Source organism: Pseudomonas sp. MM211, from assembly GCF_020386635.1.
Taxonomy (GTDB): domain Bacteria; phylum Pseudomonadota; class Gammaproteobacteria; order Pseudomonadales; family Pseudomonadaceae; genus Aquipseudomonas.
The window spans coordinates 3007939-3026920 of record NZ_CP081942.1; the positions used below are offsets into that span (position 1 = coordinate 3007939).

The window sequence follows — 18982 nt, forward strand, 5'->3', positions numbered from 1 at the left end:
CCACGGGGAGCCTGATTCGGTGAAGTATCAGCCGACGCTCTGGGCCGCTGCCCTGCGGCGAGCCCGCCAGATACGCCAGATGGGCAAGGCTATCATCAATGCCACCAGGGCCCATACGGCCAGGGTGATCGAGCTGCCCCAGAGGATGCTCAGGTCTCCATTGGACAATGACAGGGCGCGGCGCAGGTTCTGCTCCATCAAACCGCCGAGGATGAAGCCGAGCAGAATCGCCGACAGCGGAAAGTCCATCTTGCGCAGGATGTAACCGGCCACCCCGATACCGATCATCAGGTACAGATCGAACGCGGTGGCATGCACGGCGTAAACGCCGATCGAGGTAATGATGGCGATGGCCGGCACCAGTGCCCAATACGGCACGGCGAGGATCTTGGTGAACACCTTGATCATCGGCACGTTCATCACGATCAACATGATGTTGGCCACGAACAGCGAGGCGATCAGGCCCCAGACGATGTCCGGCTGGTTCTGGAACAGCAGCGGGCCGGGCGTGATGTTGTACAGCGTCAGTGCGCCAAGCATCACTGCGGTGGTGCCGGAACCGGGCACACCGAGGGTCAGCATCGGCACCAGCGAACCACAGGCCGAAGCGCTGTTGGCGGTTTCCGGCGCCGCCAGGCCGCGCAGGTCACCTTCACCGAACTTGTTGTCCTTGGTGGCCAGACGTTTTTCGCTCATGTACGCCACGGCGCTGGCCAGGGTCGCGCCGGCGCCCGGCAGGATGCCCAGGCCGAAGCCAAGCGCGCCGCTGCGCAGGTTGGTGGCCAGCACCGAAAGGCCTTCCTTCATGTTGAACAACATGCGGCCTTTCGCTTCGATGGCCTTCTGACCGTGGTGCGTGCGCTCGAGCAGCACGAGGATTTCGCTGACCGAGAATAGGCCGAGCACCAGCACCACGAACTGGATGCCGTCGGCCAGGCCGAGGCTGCCGAAGGTGAAGCGATACACGCCGCTGTTGGAGTCGATGCCGACGCAGGACAGCAACAGGCCGATGCAACAGGCGATGGCCGTCTTCATCGGTTTATTACCCGCCATACCGGCCAGGCAGGTGATGGCGAACACCATCAGCACGAAATACTCGGCGGGGCCGAAAGCGACCGCCCATTTGGCCAGCAGCGGCGCGAACAGCACCACGCCACAGGTCGCCATCAGGCCACCGACGAACGAGCTCCAGGCGGAGATCGACAGGGCCACGCCCGCTTTGCCCTGACGTGCCAGCGGGTAGCCGTCAAGGGTGGTCATCACGGCCGACGCTTCGCCCGGAATGTTCAACAGGATCGAAGAAATACGACCGCCGTATTCGCAGCCCAGGTACACGGCCGCGAGCAGGATCAACGCGGTTTCCGGTGGCAGACCAAGGGCGAAAGCGATGGGGATCAGCAGCGCCACGCCGTTGATCGGGCCCAGGCCCGGCAGCAGGCCAACGATGGTGCCGATCAGCGTGCCGCACAGTGCGGTGAACAGGTTGTAGGGGCTCAGGGCGACGCCGAAGCCTTGCCCCAGATAGCTGAAAGTATCCATACGGTTAGAACTCCAGACCTGAAAGTAGGCCGAGTGGCAGCGGTACATCGAGGGCTTTGTCGAACAGCAGGTAGAGGCCCACCGCGAGTAGCACGCCGGATGTCAGGCTGGCTTTCCAGGTGCCTTCGTACAAGCGCGCCATGGCGATGGCGAAGACCGTGCTGGCGATGATGAAACCGGCGAGTTCGAACAGCGCGGCGTAGATCAGCAGCGCCACGATGCACAGCACGATCTTGCGGATTACGTGACGATCCAGGGCCGGTTCCGCTGTTTCGTTGCTGGCCCGCGACGGCTTCACCAACAGGTAGATGGCGCCCATGGCGATCATCACGATCAGCAGCAGGGGAAAGGCTCGTGGCCCCACCGGCTCGTAGGAAAACGGCGCGTGGTAACTCCAGGCCGCCAACGACAGGCCGAGACAAAGCAGCAGGCTGACGCCCGCAAAAATACGGTCTTGCATAGGATGCTCCATGGGGAGAGCCGAACGGCTCCCCCCGGAAGGGTTATTCGACCAGGCCGAATTCGCGGCCCAACTCGCGGTATTCCTCGACCTGCTTGTGTACCAGCGCCTTCAGCTCCGGCCCGCTGACATACATCGGCAGTACGTCACGGTCGACCATGTAGCGTTCGAAGTCGGGTGAGGATTCAAGTTTGGCGAAGGACTCGCGCCACCACTGCACCTGCTCTTCTGGCACGTCCGGGCCGAGGAAGTAGCCGCGGATCAATGGCCACTGGATCTCGTAGCCTTGTTCGCGAGCGGTGGGAATGGAGGCCAGGTCGCCCGGCAGGCGCTCTTCGCTGAATACCGCCAGGGTGCGGATGTCGTTGCCTTTCTGCGAGGCGATCTCGCTGGCGCTGCCGGTGACCAGATCGACGTGTTTGCCCATCAGTGCCATGTAGTGCTCGGAGCCGCCTTCGAACGCCGCATAGCGCAATTCGCTGGGGTTGATGCCTGCGGCCTTGGCAAGCAGCGCGATTTTCATCCAGCCCTGGCCGCCGATGCTGCCGCCGCCACCGACGACGACGCTTTTCGGGTCTTTCTTGAGCGCCTGCACGACATCGTCGAGATTCTTGTATGGCGAGTCGTCACGAACCGCGAGGGTGCCGTAATCGGTGCCGATGGTGGTCAGCCACTGCACGGCGTTTTCGTCAAATTGGCCGTATTTGCCCAGAGCAAGGTTGAGCAGCGAAGCGCCGGAAAACGCGATCAACGTGCCCGGCTCATTACGCCGGTTGGCGGCTACCGAGTTGTAGGCGACAGCGCCGATGCCACCCGGCATATAAGTGACACGCATCGGCGACTTGAGCACGGCATTGTCTTTCAGGCCGGCCTGGGCGAGCTTGCAGGTGAGGTCGAAACCGCCGCCCGGTTTGCTCGGCGCGATACATTCGGGACGGTGTGGCTGATCTGCGTTGGCCGGTAGGCCGGTCAGTAGCAGTGCACTGGCGAGGGGCAGAAGAAGGCAGTTCTTGAAAGCTTTCATGGTGGTTACCTGTATTGGATTTATTGGCAGGTTTTTCGTGGTGCCGTATCACCAGATCGGCAGGGCGTAACTCAGGATCAGGCGGTTTTCATCGATGCCACGGGTGAAGTTGGCGCGGTAGGCCGCGTTGCGCCAGGTGACTTTCAGGTTCTTAAGCGGCCCTTCGGCGAATGCATAGGCCAGGTCGGTATTGCGTTCCCACTCGCTGCCGCTCTCGCCATTTGCCAGGTCGATTCCACTGCCGCGCACATAACGCGTCATGAAGGTCAGGCCGGGAATGCCCACTTTGCTGAAGTCGTAGTCATAGCGAACCTGCCAGGAGCGTTCATCGGGCCCGGCAAAGTCGTTGATCTGCAGAAAGTTGGTCAGGTAAGGCGTTGCGCCGTCGACATAGGTGAAACCGTCGTCGCCATGCATGCGCTGGTAGGCAACGCCCAGGGCGTGGCCGGCCAGGCTGTAGGTGAACATGGCGTTGAACACCTGGTTGTCGATATCGCCGGCACGCGCCTGGCCACTTTCACTGTTTTTGAAGTAGCGCAGGTCGCTTTTCAGCTTGCCCGGGCCGAGGGCAAGCGTGTGCTGCAAACCGAGGAAGTGCTGGCGGTAGATGTCACTCAGCTCACCCTGGTGGTAACTCACCTGAGTGGTTGGCGTCAGCGCATAGTCGAGGCTGGCGAAGCGCAGATGATCACTGCTCGGGCTACCGCCAAAACGGCCGTTCTTGTTGTTCAGTGCCAGCTTGCTGGAGCCCGAGACATCGCGCTGCACCACCCGGGATATTTCGCCGAACGAGGCTGTCAGTCGGTCGATGTCCTTGCTCTGCAACTGCCAGCCCTCGAAGGTCTGCGGCAGTAGGCGGCTGTTGCTGAACTGCAGGGTCGGCATCTTCGGTAGCAGGGTACCGACCTTCAGTACGCTGTCGGCGAAACGCACCTTGGCGGTCAGCCCCAGCTTGCTGTAGTCGTCCTCGGCGCGCCGATCGCCGTTGCGTGGCAGCAGCGCGGTACCCGAGCGGTCGGGTGATGAGTCGAGCTTGACGCCGAGCATGGCCAGGGCGTCCACGCCGAAACCGACGGTGCCCTGGGTGTAGCCGGACTCCATGTTGAGGATGAAGCCCTGAGCCCATTCTTCGCGCTTGTTCTGCCCCGGGCCGTCGCGGAAATCACGGTTGAGGTAGAAATTGCGCAGTTCCAGATTGGCCTTGCTGTCGTCGATGAAACCAGCCGCCTGGGCATTGCCCACGGCCAGCGGCAGACCCGTCAGGAAGGCAGGAGCGAGAGATACGTAGAGCAGATTCTTTCTTGTCATTATTGTTTTCTCTTTGTTGGCAGCAGGTGACGTCAGTTTTTCTGGGTGCCTCTTGCCGCCAGCGGCACGTAGACATCGCCGGCGAAAAGTCGCCGCGCGGTGCGTATCAGGGAGGCCTGCATGTGTTGCGGCTGGCTGTTTTCGCCAGGCGTGAGTGACACTTCGATCTGCCCGCCCGGATGTTCCAGGCGTACCAGCGCGACTCCGGTTATCGGCGCGATGTCGAACGCAACGCTTCCCGGCAAAGCGCAGGCGCTGGCCAAGCCGATGGCGCCGGTGGCGGCGATGGAGCGATGGCAGGTGTGGGGCATGAAATAGCGGGTCGACAGCGTGCCGCCGTTGCGTGGCGTGGCAAGCAGCACGGGTTTGGGAATCACCATCTGGCTGACGTCACCGAGGCCCATGGCCTTGCCGGCCTGCAGGCGGATGCTCTCCAGGCGCTCCAGCAACGCGCTGTCGGCGTCCAACTGCGCAGGTGTCTCGTAGCCGGTCTTGCCCAGCGCTTCGGCGTGCATGATGACCATGGGCATGGCCATGTCGATGCAGGTGGTCTCGACACCGTCGAAGCGGTCGCGAACATTGCCGGTGGGCAGCAGTTTTCCAGTCTTGGCACCGGACGCATCGAGAAAGGTCAGCTTGATCGGCGCGGCGCTGCCGGGAACGCCATCGATGCTGGTTTCTCCTTCGTAGCGAACCTTGCCCTTGGGCGTCTGCACTTCCGAGTCGATCAGCGTGTTGGTGTTGAGGTTGCGAATCCGTACCCGTGTCACTGGAGCGCAGGCGTTGACCAGACCGTGCTCGATGGCGAACGGGCCGACGGCGCAGAGCATGTTGCCGCAGTTGGGCGCCGTATCGACCCGGCGTTGGGCGACCATGACTTGCACGAACAGGTAGTCGACATCGGCATCCGGGTGAGGGGAGGTGCTCACGATGGCGACTTTGCTGGTCTGCGGATTGCCGCCGCCGATGCCGTCTATTTCCAGCTCGTGACCCGAGCCCATTACCTTGAGCAGCAGCTCGTCTCGCTGGGCGATATCGGAGGGCAGGTGGTTGGCCAGAAAGACCGGGCCGCGAGAAGTGCCGCCGCGCATCAGGACGCAGGGAATGGCTTGCATGATGTCTCCAGTGCAATAAATTCGCTTATTGTTGCTTTCCTTAAATGGTGGTCAGTGTCTTTTGTTTTGTAAATTGCATATATTTCAATAACTAATGCTTTATGTGCATTAATGCGCTGGCTAGAGGCTTCGGATGGGGTATTTTCACAGGCGGTCGCCGCCTTCTGATTAATGGACTAATCTGCCTTCCATAATAAAAGTCGTCATTGATAGGTTTTATGCATGAATTATGAGCTTCAGGATCTTCGTGCCTTCGTCAAAATTGCTGAATTCGGCAATTTCCACGAGGCGGCCAACGCCATTCATCTGTCCCAGCCGGCGCTCACCCGACGCATGCAAAAGCTGGAGGAGGGCTTGGGCACGCAACTGCTCGATCGCACCACGCGGCGGGTCAGCCTGACTGCGGTGGGGCGTGATTTCCTGCCCAAGGCTCGACGTCTGCTGGATGATTTCGAGCGTTCGATTCTGGGCATTCGAGAACTGGCCGAGCGACAGTCCGGGCAGGTCACCCTGGCGTGCATTCCCACTGCGGCGTTCTATTTTCTGCCCACGGTGATTCGCGAATTCAATCGGCAGTACCCGAAAATCCGCATTCGCATTCTCGACCTGAGTGCCCACGAAGGTCTCGAAGCCGTGCTGCGTGGCGAGGCGGATTTCGGCATCAACATGCTCAGCGGGCAGAACGCGGAGATCGATTTCACCCCGCTGGTCAACGAGCCCTTCGTGCTCGCCTGTCGACGTGACCATCCATTGGCAGAGCAGCCTCAGGTGGCGTGGCGTGAACTGAGCGATTACCGCTTGATCGGCGTGGGGCGTTTGAGCGGCAACCGCGTGCTGCTCGACCATGGTCTGGCCAACCTCGATTGGCGGCCCAGCTGGTTTTACGAGGTTCAGCACCTGTCCACTTCCCTGGGGATGGTCGAGGCTGGCCTTGGCATCGCCGCCATGCCCAGCCTGGCGATGCCGGCCGACGATCACCCGACGCTGGTGCAGCGCCCGCTGGTTGACCCGGTGATCAGTCGCACCCTGGGGCTGGTGCGCCGTCATGGGTCGTCGCTGTCACCAGCAGCGGAGCAGTTCGTCGATACCTTGCTGCGCCAATGGCCGGGTTATACCGCGCTGGGCGGTGACAAGCCGGCGTGACGCTATCCGCGTTTTTGCGCTTTTCAGCCATCCGCGGATGCAATTCTGACTGATGCGTTAAATGCATTAATTGCTTAAATCTTTGCATTTGATGGAATTGTCGGTGCGTGTAACTCTTTTGCTCAAGACATCAATCGGCCTGATTGATCAGTACAAGAGTAAGAATCATGCAGCCAATTCCCTGTGTGCTCATGCGCGGAGGCACCTCGAAAGGCCCGGTTTTTCTCGCCAGCGACTTGCCTGAGTCGGTAGACGAGAGAAATGAAGTACTGCTGTCGGTCATGGGTGCAGGGCATGAGCTGGAGATCGACGGTATAGGCGGTGGCAGCCCGCAAACCAGCAAGGTCGCCATCGTCAGTCCGTCCAGCCACCCGGATGCAGACGTCGACTACCTGTTCGTGCAGGTCATGGTCTCCCAGCGCCGCGTCGATACCGCGCCCAATTGCGGCAACATGCTTTGCGCCGTGGGGCCCTTCGCTGTCGAGCAGGGCCTGGTGAAGGCGGAACCCGCTACCACCGAGGTGCGTATCAGGAACCTCAACACCGGCACCTTCGTCAGCGCCAAGGTGCAGACGCCAGGCGGCGCAGTCACCTACGCCGGGGCGACCCGCATCGATGGCGTGCCGGGTGTCGCCGCACCTATCGAACTGACCTTTCTGGACGCCGCCGGCAGCAAGACAGGCAAGCTGTTTCCCACCGGCAATACCCGCGACCGCTTCAATGGCGTTGAAACGACCTGTATCGACATGGCCATGCCGATGGTGCTGATCGATGCCGCCAGCCTCGGCAAGACGGGCCGCGAATCACCTGCCGAGCTCGACGCCGACCTGGATTTTCTCGCCCGGCTCGAATCCATTCGTCTGCAGGCTGGGCTGGCCATGGGGCTTGGGGATGTCACCGACAAGGTCATTCCGAAGCCTGTCCTGCTGGCGCCAGCCTCGGCCGGCGGAACGATTCAGGTCAGGTATTTCATGCCCCACAACTGCCACCGCGCACTGGCCATCACCGGTTCCATCGGTCTGGCCACCGCGTGCGTCAGCGTGGGAACCGTGGCCGCGCAGATGCTTGATCTGGATGCCAGTGCAGCGCGCATGAGCCAGGTGCGGATCGAACATCCAAGCGGTTCGATCGAGGTGGCACTGGCTTACGTGGGCGAGCAGGGCGAGACCATTCGTGCGTCCGTGGTACGTACCGCCAGGCGGTTGTTTTCCGGTGAGGTGCACGCTCCTGAGGAGCGCCTTCTGGCCGGATGACGTCGCCGTCCAGTGAGGCCTTGGTCTCCTGACAACGGGTTCTACGGAGAGAGCCATCACTGCAGCAAACGAAGCATGTAACTTGGGCAAATCCGGTTGTGCCGGATCGCCACGAGATGCTCGTCTCCAAAAACAAAAAGAGAGAACTCTATGCTCGCTTTACTCGGGTTGGCGATGGTGGTCGTGTTCACCTACATGATCATGTCGAAGCGCATGTCGCCCATCGTGGCGCTCACCTTCATTCCGATCGTTTTCGCCGTTGCTGCAGGCTTTGGCGATTCGACCGGCAAGATGATTCTCGATGGTCTGAAGATGGTCGCGCCCTCGGCGGCATTGCTGCTGTTCGCGATCCTGTTCTTCGGGCTGATGATCGACACCGGGCTGTTCGATCCGCTGATTCGCAAGATCCTGCGCAAGGTCAACGGTGACCCCGTGAAGATCGCCGTAGGGACTGCGCTGCTGTCCCTGACCGTTGCGCTGGACGGCGATGGCACCACCACCTACATGATCACCTGCGCGGCGATGCTACCGCTGTACCGGCGTATTGGCATGAACCCCATGGTGCTCGCCACTGTTTCGATGCTGTCGCTGAGCATCATGAGTGGCATGACGCCCTGGGGTGGGCCTGCGACCCGCGCCATCGCCGCACTCGGGCTCGATGCCTCCGAGTACTTCATTCCCTTGCTGCCGACCATGGTGGCTGGCGCTGCCTTCGTGGTGCTGATCGCCTACGTGCTTGGCCGCAAGGAGCGCAGCCGCATCGGCAATACCGAACTGCAGACTGGCGGCGGCAACTGCTACATCGAGGAAATCCTCGGCGACCAGCCCTACAAGCGTCCTCGTTTCGTGTGGGTGAACCTGTTTCTGGTGATCGCCGTGATGACGGCGCTGGTGATGGGCATCGCTCACGCCGCCGTGCTGTTCCTGATCGGTTTCGTGGTCGCCCTGATGATCAATTACCCGCAGCTCGACATTCAGAAGGAGCGCATCCTCTCCCACTCGGGAAATGCCATGACGGTGGTGCTGCTGGTCTTTGCGGCAGGGGTGTTCGCAGGCATCTTCTCGGGTACCAAGATGGTCGATGCCCTGGCGCAAAGCATCGTCAACATGATCCCGCCGTCGTGGGGCCATCTGTTCCCACTGGTGGTGGCAGTCACCAGCATGCCGCTGACCTTCGTGCTGTCGAACGATGCCTACTATTTCGGCGTGGTGCCCATTCTCGCCAAGGCTGCAGCAGCCTATGGCATCGACCCGGTGGAAATCGCCCGCGCTTCGATCCTCGGGCAGCCGGTTCACCTGATGAGCCCACTGGTGGCCTCGACTCTGTTGCTGGTCGGCATGGTGGACAAGGACATCGGCGACTTTCAGAAAGCCACGGTGAAGTGGGCTGTCCTGCTGTCGTTGGCAATCACCCTGGTGGCGGTACTGACGGGGGCCATTTCGTTTCTGGTCTGAAGTGCGGATAAACGGGCAGGGAGATGGGTTTCAGCGCATTGCTGTTGAGCGGATGGCCCATCAACGATGGGGCTGGGCTGCCAGTAATAGTTTGTTATATCATAACCATTCGCTGTGCCGGGGAGACCCTCTGTCTTCCCGGCTTTCTGTTCTGGATATGCTATGACCACTGCCGCAATCGCCAATCCCGTTACCTCACGCCTTACCTCCATCGACGCCCTGCGCGGGCTCGTCATTCTGTTCATGCTGCTCGACCATGTGCGAGAAACGTTTTTCCTGCACCGTCAGGTACTCGATCCCATGGATGTGAGCAGCACCGAACCGTCGCTGTTCTTCAGTCGTACCCTGGCTCACCTGTGCGCGCCGGTCTTCATCTTCCTGACCGGCCTGTCGGCATTCCTGTATGGCGAGAAGGCCAATGGCCGAGCTGCGGTCAGTGCGTTTCTGTTCAAGCGCGGGCTGTTTCTGGTCGTGCTGGAATTCACCTTGGTGAACTTCGCCTGGACTTTCCAGGTGCCGCCGACGGTGATCTACCTGCAGGTGATCTGGGCCATCGGCCTGAGCATGCTGGCGTTGTCGCTGCTGGTCTGGCTGCCGCGCGGCGTCCTGATCGTGCTGGGACTGGTGCTGGTGTGCGGCCACAACCTGCTCGATGGCCTGCACTTCGCGGCCGACTCGGCGATGCACGTGCCATGGGCCATCCTGCATGATCGCGGTTGGCTGCAAGTGTCCGACGATCTGCGTCTGCGCACCTCGTATCCGCTGCTGCCGTGGATCGGCGTGATCGCCCTGGGTTATGCCGCCGGTTCGTGGTTCGGTCGCGCTGCGGACGCCGCAAGTCGTCAGGCTCTGCTGCTTGGCTGGGGGCTCGGTTCGCTACTGGTGTTCGTCGTGGTTCGTGCGGGCAACGGCTACGGCGAGAATAGCTGGGTGGTGGGCAGCAACTGGGTGGAAACCCTGATGAGCATCCTCAACATCACCAAGTATCCACCATCGTTGGCCTTCCTTTCGCTGACCCTGGGATTGGGGCTGCTGCTGTTGCTGGCGTTCGAGCGTGCCCAGGGCAACCGCTGGCTCAAGGCGCTGACCGTGTACGGTGGCGCGCCGATGTTCTTCTACCTGCTGCACCTCTATGTGCTGAAGCTGCTGTACCTGGCTGCCGTGGCTATCTGGGGCACTAATCAGGGCGACTACTTTGGTTTCGACTCGATCGGCCCTGTATGGCTCTGTTCGATTCTGCTCGCCGTGGTGCTGTTCCCGCCGGTTCGCTGGTTCGCGGCACTCAAGGCCCGTCGTCGTGACCTGACCTGGCTGCGTTATCTCTGAATGCCGCTCATCCGCTTGTCGGAGTGGTCGAACATCGGCCGCTTTTGGCCTGTCCGTTGTGAATCACAGACAAACTGGAGCTAGCGATATGTCCACATTCGATAAGCAAAGCGGCAGTAACGTGCAGGGTTGGGAGCGTGCGCTTTCCATCGGCAGTGGTATCGCCATGGCCCGTGGCGGCCTGAAGCGCGGTGGTGTATTCGGCCTTGCTCGCGCAGCGTTCGGCGGCCTGCTGGTCGCCCGTGGCCTGAGCGGCCATTGCCGACTCAAAGGTTTCGTGGAAGACGCCCGTTCTATGCGCCCCGACGTGGATCGCATCGCAGAAACCGTCACCCGGCTGGAAAGCGAAATCGCTGAGCGGGTAAAGCCCGTCGTCAAGAAAGTCACTGACGGCGTTTGATACGCTGAGAACACGAATCGGCCCGCCATGCGCGGGCCGGTTGCGTTTGGCTCACGAGCGGAGATATAGCATGAGCAGCGAATACAGCAGCACGGCGCCGACAGCCGCTGAAGTACAGGCGAAGCCTGGTATGACCCTCATCGAATTCGGCACCGACTGGTGCAGCCATTGCCAGGCGGCGCAGCCTTTGCTGGCCAAGGTAATGCCGGATTATCCCGAGGTCACTCACCTGAAGATCGAGGACGGCAGCGGCCGGCCCCTGGGGCGCGCCTTCAAGGTCAAGCTGTGGCCGACCCTGGTATTCCTGCGTGACGGTGTCGAGGTCACCCGACTGGTTCGCCCCACCAGCGTCAGCCCGCTGGAAGAAGCCCTGGAGCAGTTGGTGGGTGAGGGCTGAGCTGCACATCGCATCCCGTCACTTTCCCTGAATTTTCCCGGTATGGGTCGAGTCAACCGAACAGACCCATACTGGAGAACGTCATGAGCACACCCAAGCAGCCAGCCACACCTCGGGAGATCGATGACACCGAGGATCGCATGGGCTCGATCGAGCAGCTGGATTTCAGCGACAGCAAGGATGAGCGCGAAGGGCGCATCGGCGACCGTCGTCCAGCGGACGAGGTGCAGCACGAATATCCGGATGAGCGCGTGCGCGACGCGGGGCAGAGCGGTGGTGAAACGCTGAAAGAAGGTCGCCACGAAGACGGTGTCAGCCTCGACGACCTGAGCCCCGAGAACCTGATCGACGATACTGGCGCACACTCGCCGCGGGAACGTGGTGACGACGAGCCCGCTGACCGCGACCTGAGCATTGTCAGTGAAGGCGATATCGGCGGCGGCTCGGGCCTCGATGAAGCCGAACTGGCCAAGAAACACCCGCTCGACGGCCAGCCCTGGGATGACGAGCCGAAATCCTGAGGCCGTGTTGACCTGCATGGCCGCAACGGCCATGCATCCACGCCATCCCGCTAATCATTTCCCGCCTAACCTCTCGCCAATTTGACAGCTGTGTAGTTGCAGGCTTACGTTTACGTAAAGGTCATTCAGGCGGGTCGCTCGTACCATGAGTCATTCCTACAGCATTTCCGAGCTGGCCCACGAACTAGGCATCACCACCCGCACCATTCGTTTCTACGAGGAGCAGGGCATGCTCGCGCCCGAGCGCAAGGGCCAGGAGCGTATCTACAGCGCCCGTGACCGAGTGACGCTGATGCTGATCCTGCGCGGTAAGCGCATCGGTTTTTCCCTCGCCGAGTGCAAGGAATTGATCGACCTCTATGACCCGGCTGGGGGCAACCGCAAGCAGCTTGACCATTTCCTGGAAAAGATCGCCGAGCGCCGCGAGCATCTCGCCCGCCAACTGCTCGACATCCAGCAGATGCAGCGTGAGCTGGATACCGCTGAACAGCGTTGTATGACTGCCATGCAGGAGATGACTGCTTCCTGAGGTCTGTTTGCCAATCGTTTAACGCATCCAACAACTACAACAATGGAGAGTCGTTACATGAGCATCACTCTGCCAGGTCTGAATTTCTTCCTCGGCGAGGAAATCGACATGCTTCGCGACGCGGTCGCCGGTTTCGCCGCGAAGGAAATCGCCCCACGGGCTGCCGAAGCTGATCGCAGTGACCAATTCCCCATGGATCTGTGGCGCAAGTTCGGCGACATGGGCCTGCTCGGCCTGACCGTCAGCGAGGAATACGGCGGCGCCGGCATGGGCTACCTGGCGCACATGATCGCCATGGAGGAAATCTCCCGGGCCGCTGGCGGTATCGGCTTGTCCTATGGGGCCCATTCCAACCTGTGCGTGAACCAGATCAACCGCAATGGCAGCGAGGCCCAGAAGCGCCGCTTCCTGCCGAAGCTGATCAGCGGTGAACACATCGGGGCACTGGCCATGAGCGAGCCCAATGCCGGTTCCGACGTGGTGTCGATGAAGATGCGCGCCGATCGAAAGGGCGACCGCTACGTGCTCAACGGCACCAAGATGTGGATCACCAACGGCCCGGATTGCGATGTGCTGGTGGTCTATGCAAAGACTGACTCAAGCGCTGGCGCCAAGGGCATGACCGCCTTCATCGTCGAGAAGGGCGCGCCAGGTTTCAGCGTCGCGCAGAAGCTCGACAAGCTCGGCATGCGCGGTTCGCACACCGGTGAGCTGGTGTTTCAGGATGTCGAGGTGGCCGAGGAAAACGTGCTCGGCGGCGTCGGCGAAGGCGCCAGGGTGCTGATGAGCGGTCTGGATTACGAACGTGCTGTGCTCTCTGGCGGCCCGCTGGGGCTGATGCAGGCGGCGATGGACGTGGTGGTGCCCTACATCCACGACCGCAAGCAATTCGGCCAAAGCATCGGCGAGTTCCAGCTGATTCAGGGCAAGCTGGCTGACATGTACACCACCCAGCAGGCCTGTCGCGCCTACCTCTACGCGGTCGGCCGGCAGCTCGACGCCCTGGGCAGCGGCCATGTGCGCCAGGTACGCAAGGACTGCGCCGGGGTCATCCTCTATGCAGCGGAAAAAGCCACCTGGCTGGCCGGTGAGGCGATCCAGATTCTCGGCGGCAATGGCTACATCAACGAGTATCCGGTCGGGCGCCTGTGGCGCGACGCCAAACTCTACGAGATCGGCGCCGGCACCAGTGAAATTCGCCGCATGCTGATTGGTCGCGAGCTGTTCAACGAAACGGCGTGATCGAAGCCCACGCTGCCAGTCGGAGCCAATGTCATGGCCATTGTGTGTACAAAACTGAACACCCGTTCCCCCGAGTACGCCGCCAACCGTGAGGCGATGCTGGCTCAGGTCGATGAGCTGCACGGCTTGCTCGCCCGCACTCGCGAAGGCGGAGGTGCAAAAGCGCAGGAGCGACACCGCTCGCGCGGCAAACTGCTGCCGCGCGAGCGCATCGACTGGCTGCTCGATCCAGGCTCGCCGTTTCTGGAAATCTGTCAGCTAGCCGCCTACCAGGTGTATGACGAAGACGTCGCCGCCGCGGGGGTGATCGCCGGAATTGGCCGTGTCGAAGGTGTCGAATGCATGATTATCGCCAACGACGCCACGGTGAAGGGCGGCAGTTACTACCCGCTGACCGTGAAGAAGCATCTGCGCGCCCAGGCCATCGCCAGCCAGAACCGCCTGCCGTGTATCTACCTGGTGGATTCCGGTGGCGCCAACCTGCCGCGTCAGGACGAGGTGTTTCCCGATCGCGAGCACTTCGGCCGCATTTTCTTCAACCAGGCCAACATGAGCGCCCAGGGCATCGTCCAGATCGCCGTGGTGATGGGCTCGTGCACCGCAGGTGGCGCCTACGTGCCGGCGATGAGCGACGAGACCATCATGGTGCGCGAACAGGCGACCATCTTTCTCGCCGGCCCGCCTCTGGTGAAGGCAGCCACCGGTGAAGTGGTCAGCGCCGAGGAACTCGGTGGCGCCGACGTACACTGCAAGACCAGTGGCGTGGCCGATCACTATGCGGAAAACGACCCGCACGCGCTGGCCCTGGCGCGCCGCTGCATTGCCAACCTCAACTGGCGCAAGCTCGGTGACGTGCAGGCGCGGCAGCCCATCGCGCCGCGCTACGCCGCCGATGAGCTGTACGGCATCATTCCCGCCGACCCCAAACAACCTTTCGATGTGCGAGAAGTGATCGCGCGGATCGTCGATGACTCGCAGCTCGACGAGTTCAAGGCGCTGTTCGGTACCACCCTGATCTGTGGTTTCGCCCACCTCAACGGCTATCCCATCGCCATCCTGGCCAACAACGGCATCCTCTTCGCCGAAGCCGCGCAGAAAGGTGCGCACTTCATCGAACTGGCCTGCCAGCGCGGCATCCCGCTGCTGTTCCTGCAGAACATCACCGGCTTCATGGTCGGCAAGAAATACGAAGAGGGCGGCATCGCCAAACACGGTGCCAAGCTGGTCACTGCGGTGGCTTGCGCCCGGGTGCCCAAGTTCACGGTGATCATCGGCGGCAGCTTCGGCGCCGGCAACTACGGCATGTGTGGCCGTGCCTATGACCCGCGTTTTCTGTGGATGTGGCCCAACGCACGGATCGGTGTGATGGGCGCACAGCAGGCTGCCGGGGTATTGGTGCAGGTCAAGCATGAGCAAGCGCAGCGCGCCGGCCAGGTGTTTTCCGCCGAGGACGAACAGCGCCTCAAGCAGCCTATCGTCGAGCAATACGAGCGCCAGGCCCACGCCTTTTACTCCAGTGCGCGGCTGTGGGACGACGGTGTGATCGACCCGGCGCAGACCCGCGAAGTGCTGGCGCTGGCGATTTCCGCCAGCCTCAACGCGCCCATCGAGCCGACACGCTTTGGCGTGTTCCGCATGTAGCCCCGGCCGAGGACAGACCGATGACCAATTTCAGCAGCATTGAATTGCACACCGACCCCCGCGGGGTCGCCACCCTGTGGCTGAGCCGCCCGGACAAGCACAACGCCTTCAATGCCGAGATGATCGAGGAGCTGATCCAGGCGTTGCGCCAGGTGGCGGCTGACGACAGCCTGCGGTTTCTCGTCCTGCGTGGCCAGGGGCGGCATTTCTCCGCCGGCGCTGATCTGGGCTGGATGCAGGCTTCGGCGCAGCTCGACTACGCCAGCAACCTGCGAGACGCCCACCAACTCGGTGAGTTGATGAGCCTGCTCTACCACTTGCCGTGTCCGACGCTGGCCGTGGTGCAGGGCGCCGCGTTCGGCGGTGCGGTCGGGCTGACGGCCTGCTGCGACATCGCCATCGGTGCCAGCGAGGCATCGTTCAGCCTTTCCGAGGTGCGCATCGGCCTGGTTCCCGCGGTGATCAGCCCTTACGTGGTGCAGGCCATCGGCGAGCGCGCCACCCGGCGCTACGCGCTCAGTGCCGAGCGCTTCAGTGGTGAGCGTGCTCGGGAGCTGGGCCTGCTCGCCGAGTGTTATCCCGCCGCCGAGCTGGAGGGCGAGGTCGAACAATGGATCGCCAACCTGCTGCTCAACAGCCCGCAGGCGATGCGCGAGAGCAAGGCGCTGTTGCACGGCGTCGGCAGCGGTGTGCTCAGTGACGCCCTGCGCCAGCGTACCGAGAGCGTGATCGCCGGCATTCGCGTCAGTGAAGAAGGGCAGGAAGGCCTCAACGCCTTTCTGCAGAAACGCCCACCCGCCTGGCAGGCCCAGTCATGAAAACCATCGACACGCTTCTGATCGCCAACCGCGGCGAGATCGCTTGCCGGGTGATGCGCACCGCCAAAGCCCTCGGGATGACCACGGTGGCAGTTCACAGCGCCATCGACCACAGCGCCCGGCACGTGCGCGAGGCGGATCTCGCCATCGACCTCGGCGGCGCCAAACCGAGTGACAGCTACCTGCTGATGGACAGGATCATCGAAGCTGCGCAGGCCAGCGGCGCGCAGGCCGTTCATCCCGGTTATGGCTTCCTGTCTGAGAACGCCAGCTTTGCCCGTAAGCTCGAAGCAGCCGGTTTGATCTTTCTAGGCCCGCCGGCCAGCGCCATCGATGCCATGGGCAGCAAGTCCGCGGCCAAGGCGCTGATGGAGGAGGCCGGTGTGCCGCTGGTGCCGGGCTACCATGGCGACGCACAGGATCTGGAGACCTTCCGCGCCGCTTCCGCGCGCATCGGCTATCCGGTGTTGCTCAAGGCGACTGCCGGCGGCGGTGGCAAGGGCATGAAGGTGGTGGAGAGCGAAGGCCAACTGGCCGAGGCCCTGGCGTCGGCGCAGCGTGAAGCGCAGTCGGCATTCGGTGACGGGCGCATGCTGGTCGAGAAATATGTGCTGCAGCCGCGCCATGTGGAGATCCAGGTATTTGCCGATCAGCACGGCAATTGCCTGTACCTCAACGAGCGTGACTGCTCGATCCAGCGGCGTCATCAGAAAGTGGTCGAAGAAGCCCCCGCGCCGGGCCTGTCGCCGGAACTGCGGCGGGCCATGGGCGAGTCCGCCGTACGCGCGGCGCAGGCTATCGGCTATGTCGGCGCCGGTACCGTGGAGTTTCTCCTCGATGCCCGGGGCGAATTTTTCTTCATGGAGATGAACACTCGCCTGCAGGTCGAGCACCCGGTGACCGAAGCGATCACCGGTCTCGATCTGGTGGCCTGGCAGATCCGTGTGGCGCGTGGTGAGCCGCTGCCGATCCGTCAGGATCAGGTGCCCCTCGACGGCCATGCCATCGAGGTGCGCCTGTACGCCGAAGATCCTGAAGGCGGCTTCCTGCCGGCCAGTGGGCATCTCGACCTGTACCGCGAACCGGCAGCCGGACCGGGGCGCCGGGTCGACAGCGGGGTGGAGCAGGGCGATGAAGTATCGCCGTTCTACGACCCGATGCTGGCCAAGTTGATCGCCTGGGGCGAGAACCGTGAAGAGGCCCGCCAGCGCCTGCTGGCCATGCTGGGGGAAACGGTGGTTGGTGGTTTCAAGACCAACCTGGCATTCCTGCAGCGCATTCTGGCGAATCCCGCGTTTGCTGCAGCGGAGTTGGATACCGGCTTTATCGAGCGTCACCAGGCGCAGCTGCTGCCGCCAAATAAAGAGCTGCCGGAAGCGTTCTGGCAGCAGGCTGGCGCGGCCTTCCTGGCCACCGATGCCGAGCGGCAGCGGGCGGACGATCCGCATTCGCCCTGGGCGGCACGCAGTGCCTGGCGCAACGGTTTGCCGGCCGAGGTGCATATGACTCTGGTGTGCGGCGATGTAAGCCGTAGCCTGGTGCTTCAGGCGCGTCCCGCCAGCGCGGTACGCCATTCACAGGTCGTGCGCCAGGGAGACACGCTTTACCTGCGCTGGGGCGTGGAGTGGCTGGCGGTGCGCCGTTTCGATCCGATTGCCGCTGCCGCGGTGGGCAACGCACATCAAGGTGGGCTCACCGCACCCATGAACGGCAGCATCGTTCGTGTGCTGGTCGAGCCGGGTCAGCAGGTCGAGGCGGGCGCTGCACTGGTGGTGCTGGAAGCCATGAAGATGGAGCACAGCATTCGGGCGCCCGAGGCGGGGACGATCAAGGCGATCCATTGTGCCGAGGGCGAATTGATTGGCGAGGGAGCGGTACTGGTCGAACTGGAGGCACAGCCATGAGCCTGCCCAGCCATGTACGCCTGGTGGAAGTGGGCCCGCGGGATGGCCTGCAGAACGAGAAGCAGCCGATCAGCGTGGCTGACAAGGTGCGCCTGGTCGACGACCTGAGCGCTGCCGGGCTCCGCTATATAGAAGTCGGCAGTTTCGTGTCGCCCAAATGGGTGCCGCAGATGGCCGGCAGTGCTGAGGTATTCGCCGGCATCGATCAGCGGCCCGGTATTACCTACGCGGTGTTGACCCCAAACTTGAAAGGGCTGGAAGCGGCAATCGAGGCTGGGGTGAGAGAAGTCGCTGTGTTCGCAGCGGCGTCGGAATCCTTCTCGCAGCGCAACATCAACTGCTCGATTGCCGAGAGCCTGCTGCGCTTTCAGCCGGTGATAGACATGGCGCAGCAGCACGGCATCCGCGTGCGCGGCTACGTGTCGTGCGTGCTGGGCTGTCCCTATGACGGCGCGATCTCGGCCCATCAGGTTGCCGCCGTCTCGCGGGAACTGCAGGCCATGGGCTGCCATGAAATCTCCCTGGGCGACACCATTGGCGTCGGCACCGCTGGCGGCGTGCGGCAATTGATCGAGGTGGTAGCTCGCGACGTGCCACGGGAGCAACTGGCCGGGCACTTTCACGATACCTACGGCCAGGCGCTGGCCAATATCTACGCCAGCCTGCTGGAGGGCGTTGCGGTGTTCGACAGCTCGGTCGCCGGCCTGGGCGGCTGCCCTTATGCCAAGGGTGCGACCGGCAACGTCGCCAGCGAGGATGTGCTCTATCTGCTGCAGGGCCTGGGCATCGAAACCGGCGTCGATCTGTCGCGTTTGATCGATGCCGGGCTGCGTATCAGCAAGGTATTGGGGCGCGACTCCGCTTCACGGGTGGCGAGGGCATACGCAAGCAGTCGATGATGCCAATT

Annotated in this window: 18 protein-coding genes; 13 read left to right on the forward strand and 5 right to left on the reverse strand. The window is 62.4% G+C overall.

The window, feature by feature from the left end:
• Positions 1–27: 27 nt before the first annotated feature.
• The 5 genes from K5Q02_RS13725 to K5Q02_RS13745 are packed head-to-tail and all read right to left on the reverse strand — an operon-like array spanning position 28 to position 5446.
• On the reverse strand, positions 28–1539 hold the full coding sequence (locus K5Q02_RS13725) for a tripartite tricarboxylate transporter permease (RefSeq protein WP_225831372.1): 1512 nt from the start codon (positions 1537–1539) through the stop codon (positions 28–30).
• Between the two features lie 4 nt (positions 1540–1543).
• A complete protein-coding gene (locus tag K5Q02_RS13730) occupies positions 1544–1999 on the reverse strand; it encodes a tripartite tricarboxylate transporter TctB family protein (protein ID WP_225831374.1) in 456 nt (151 codons plus the stop codon).
• Positions 2000–2042: 43 nt separating this feature from the next.
• Positions 2043–3023 carry a Bug family tripartite tricarboxylate transporter substrate binding protein gene (locus tag K5Q02_RS13735; RefSeq protein ID WP_225831376.1) on the reverse strand — a complete coding sequence of 327 codons (981 nt, stop codon included), beginning with the start codon at positions 3021–3023 and terminating at the stop codon, positions 2043–2045.
• A 48-nt stretch (positions 3024–3071) separates the two neighbouring features.
• The gene (locus tag K5Q02_RS13740; RefSeq protein WP_225831377.1) at positions 3072–4331 is read right to left on the reverse strand and encodes an OprD family porin; all 1260 of its coding nucleotides are present in this window, start codon (positions 4329–4331) and stop codon (positions 3072–3074) included.
• A 32-nt stretch (positions 4332–4363) separates the two neighbouring features.
• A complete protein-coding gene (locus K5Q02_RS13745; protein ID WP_225831379.1) occupies positions 4364–5446 on the reverse strand; it encodes a 4-oxalomesaconate tautomerase in 1083 nt (360 codons plus the stop codon).
• Positions 5447–5668: 222 nt separating this feature from the next.
• On the opposite strand from K5Q02_RS13745, the gene K5Q02_RS13750 reads away from it, so the two are divergent.
• From K5Q02_RS13750 to K5Q02_RS13810, 13 genes are all read left to right on the forward strand, one after another.
• Positions 5669–6589 carry a LysR family transcriptional regulator gene (locus K5Q02_RS13750; protein WP_225831381.1) on the forward strand — a complete coding sequence of 307 codons (921 nt, stop codon included), beginning with the start codon at positions 5669–5671 and terminating at the stop codon, positions 6587–6589.
• Between the two features lie 167 nt (positions 6590–6756).
• Positions 6757–7842: a 4-oxalomesaconate tautomerase gene (locus K5Q02_RS13755; protein ID WP_225831384.1), complete on the forward strand. Its 1086-nt coding sequence runs from the start codon at positions 6757–6759 to the stop codon at positions 7840–7842.
• 150 nt (positions 7843–7992) lie between these two features.
• A complete protein-coding gene (locus tag K5Q02_RS13760) occupies positions 7993–9297 on the forward strand; it encodes a CitMHS family transporter (RefSeq protein WP_225831386.1) in 1305 nt (434 codons plus the stop codon).
• A gap of 162 nt (positions 9298–9459) precedes the next feature.
• Complete coding sequence (locus K5Q02_RS13765) at positions 9460–10623, forward strand: DUF1624 domain-containing protein (protein WP_225831389.1); 1164 nt, start codon at positions 9460–9462, stop codon at positions 10621–10623.
• A gap of 88 nt (positions 10624–10711) precedes the next feature.
• Positions 10712–11023 (forward strand): YgaP-like transmembrane domain, encoded by a 312-nt coding sequence (locus K5Q02_RS13770; RefSeq protein ID WP_225831390.1) that lies wholly within the window; start codon positions 10712–10714, stop codon positions 11021–11023.
• Between the two features lie 70 nt (positions 11024–11093).
• Positions 11094–11420 (forward strand): thioredoxin family protein, encoded by a 327-nt coding sequence (locus K5Q02_RS13775; RefSeq protein ID WP_225831392.1) that lies wholly within the window; start codon positions 11094–11096, stop codon positions 11418–11420.
• 83 nt (positions 11421–11503) lie between these two features.
• Positions 11504–11941 carry a phosphotransferase system, HPr-related protein gene (locus K5Q02_RS13780; protein ID WP_225831394.1) on the forward strand — a complete coding sequence of 146 codons (438 nt, stop codon included), beginning with the start codon at positions 11504–11506 and terminating at the stop codon, positions 11939–11941.
• 145 nt (positions 11942–12086) lie between these two features.
• Positions 12087–12470 carry a MerR family transcriptional regulator gene (locus K5Q02_RS13785; protein ID WP_225831397.1) on the forward strand — a complete coding sequence of 128 codons (384 nt, stop codon included), beginning with the start codon at positions 12087–12089 and terminating at the stop codon, positions 12468–12470.
• A 63-nt stretch (positions 12471–12533) separates the two neighbouring features.
• Positions 12534–13712 (forward strand): isovaleryl-CoA dehydrogenase, encoded by a 1179-nt coding sequence (locus K5Q02_RS13790; RefSeq protein ID WP_225839682.1) that lies wholly within the window; start codon positions 12534–12536, stop codon positions 13710–13712.
• A 33-nt stretch (positions 13713–13745) separates the two neighbouring features.
• Positions 13746–15353, forward strand: a complete 1608-nt coding sequence (locus K5Q02_RS13795) for a carboxyl transferase domain-containing protein (RefSeq protein WP_225831399.1) — start codon at positions 13746–13748, stop codon at positions 15351–15353.
• A gap of 20 nt (positions 15354–15373) precedes the next feature.
• A complete protein-coding gene (locus K5Q02_RS13800) occupies positions 15374–16171 on the forward strand; it encodes a gamma-carboxygeranoyl-CoA hydratase (protein WP_225831401.1) in 798 nt (265 codons plus the stop codon).
• A complete protein-coding gene (locus tag K5Q02_RS13805) occupies positions 16168–18075 on the forward strand; it encodes an acetyl-CoA carboxylase biotin carboxylase subunit (RefSeq protein WP_225831402.1) in 1908 nt (635 codons plus the stop codon). The genes K5Q02_RS13800 and K5Q02_RS13805 overlap by 4 nt, the downstream gene beginning before the upstream one ends.
• The gene (locus tag K5Q02_RS13810; RefSeq protein WP_225831403.1) at positions 18072–18974 is read left to right on the forward strand and encodes a hydroxymethylglutaryl-CoA lyase; all 903 of its coding nucleotides are present in this window, start codon (positions 18072–18074) and stop codon (positions 18972–18974) included. The genes K5Q02_RS13805 and K5Q02_RS13810 overlap by 4 nt, the downstream gene beginning before the upstream one ends.
• The last annotated feature ends 8 nt before the right edge of the window (positions 18975–18982 follow it).

What these genes read in the sequence shown, in the direction of transcription:
- K5Q02_RS13760 (WP_225831386.1), top strand. Translation starts at nt 7,993, where the DNA reads ATGCTCGCTTTACTCGGGTTGGCGATGGTGGTCGTGTTCACCTACATG.
- K5Q02_RS13770 (WP_225831390.1), top strand. Translation starts at nt 10,712, where the DNA reads ATGTCCACATTCGATAAGCAAAGCGGCAGTAACGTGCAGGGTTGGGAG.
- K5Q02_RS13730 (WP_225831374.1), bottom strand. Translation starts at nt 1,999, where the DNA reads ATGCAAGACCGTATTTTTGCGGGCGTCAGCCTGCTGCTTTGTCTCGGC.
- K5Q02_RS13735 (WP_225831376.1), bottom strand. Translation starts at nt 3,023, where the DNA reads ATGAAAGCTTTCAAGAACTGCCTTCTTCTGCCCCTCGCCAGTGCACTG.
- K5Q02_RS13765 (WP_225831389.1), top strand. Translation starts at nt 9,460, where the DNA reads ATGACCACTGCCGCAATCGCCAATCCCGTTACCTCACGCCTTACCTCC.
- K5Q02_RS13740 (WP_225831377.1), bottom strand. Translation starts at nt 4,331, where the DNA reads ATGACAAGAAAGAATCTGCTCTACGTATCTCTCGCTCCTGCCTTCCTG.
- K5Q02_RS13755 (WP_225831384.1), top strand. Translation starts at nt 6,757, where the DNA reads ATGCAGCCAATTCCCTGTGTGCTCATGCGCGGAGGCACCTCGAAAGGC.
- K5Q02_RS13745 (WP_225831379.1), bottom strand. Translation starts at nt 5,446, where the DNA reads ATGCAAGCCATTCCCTGCGTCCTGATGCGCGGCGGCACTTCTCGCGGC.
- K5Q02_RS13805 (WP_225831402.1), top strand. Translation starts at nt 16,168, where the DNA reads ATGAAAACCATCGACACGCTTCTGATCGCCAACCGCGGCGAGATCGCT.
- K5Q02_RS13810 (WP_225831403.1), top strand. Translation starts at nt 18,072, where the DNA reads ATGAGCCTGCCCAGCCATGTACGCCTGGTGGAAGTGGGCCCGCGGGAT.
- K5Q02_RS13780 (WP_225831394.1), top strand. Translation starts at nt 11,504, where the DNA reads ATGAGCACACCCAAGCAGCCAGCCACACCTCGGGAGATCGATGACACC.
- K5Q02_RS13750 (WP_225831381.1), top strand. Translation starts at nt 5,669, where the DNA reads ATGAATTATGAGCTTCAGGATCTTCGTGCCTTCGTCAAAATTGCTGAA.
- K5Q02_RS13725 (WP_225831372.1), bottom strand. Translation starts at nt 1,539, where the DNA reads ATGGATACTTTCAGCTATCTGGGGCAAGGCTTCGGCGTCGCCCTGAGC.
- K5Q02_RS13775 (WP_225831392.1), top strand. Translation starts at nt 11,094, where the DNA reads ATGAGCAGCGAATACAGCAGCACGGCGCCGACAGCCGCTGAAGTACAG.
- K5Q02_RS13785 (WP_225831397.1), top strand. Translation starts at nt 12,087, where the DNA reads ATGAGTCATTCCTACAGCATTTCCGAGCTGGCCCACGAACTAGGCATC.
- K5Q02_RS13795 (WP_225831399.1), top strand. Translation starts at nt 13,746, where the DNA reads ATGGCCATTGTGTGTACAAAACTGAACACCCGTTCCCCCGAGTACGCC.
- K5Q02_RS13800 (WP_225831401.1), top strand. Translation starts at nt 15,374, where the DNA reads ATGACCAATTTCAGCAGCATTGAATTGCACACCGACCCCCGCGGGGTC.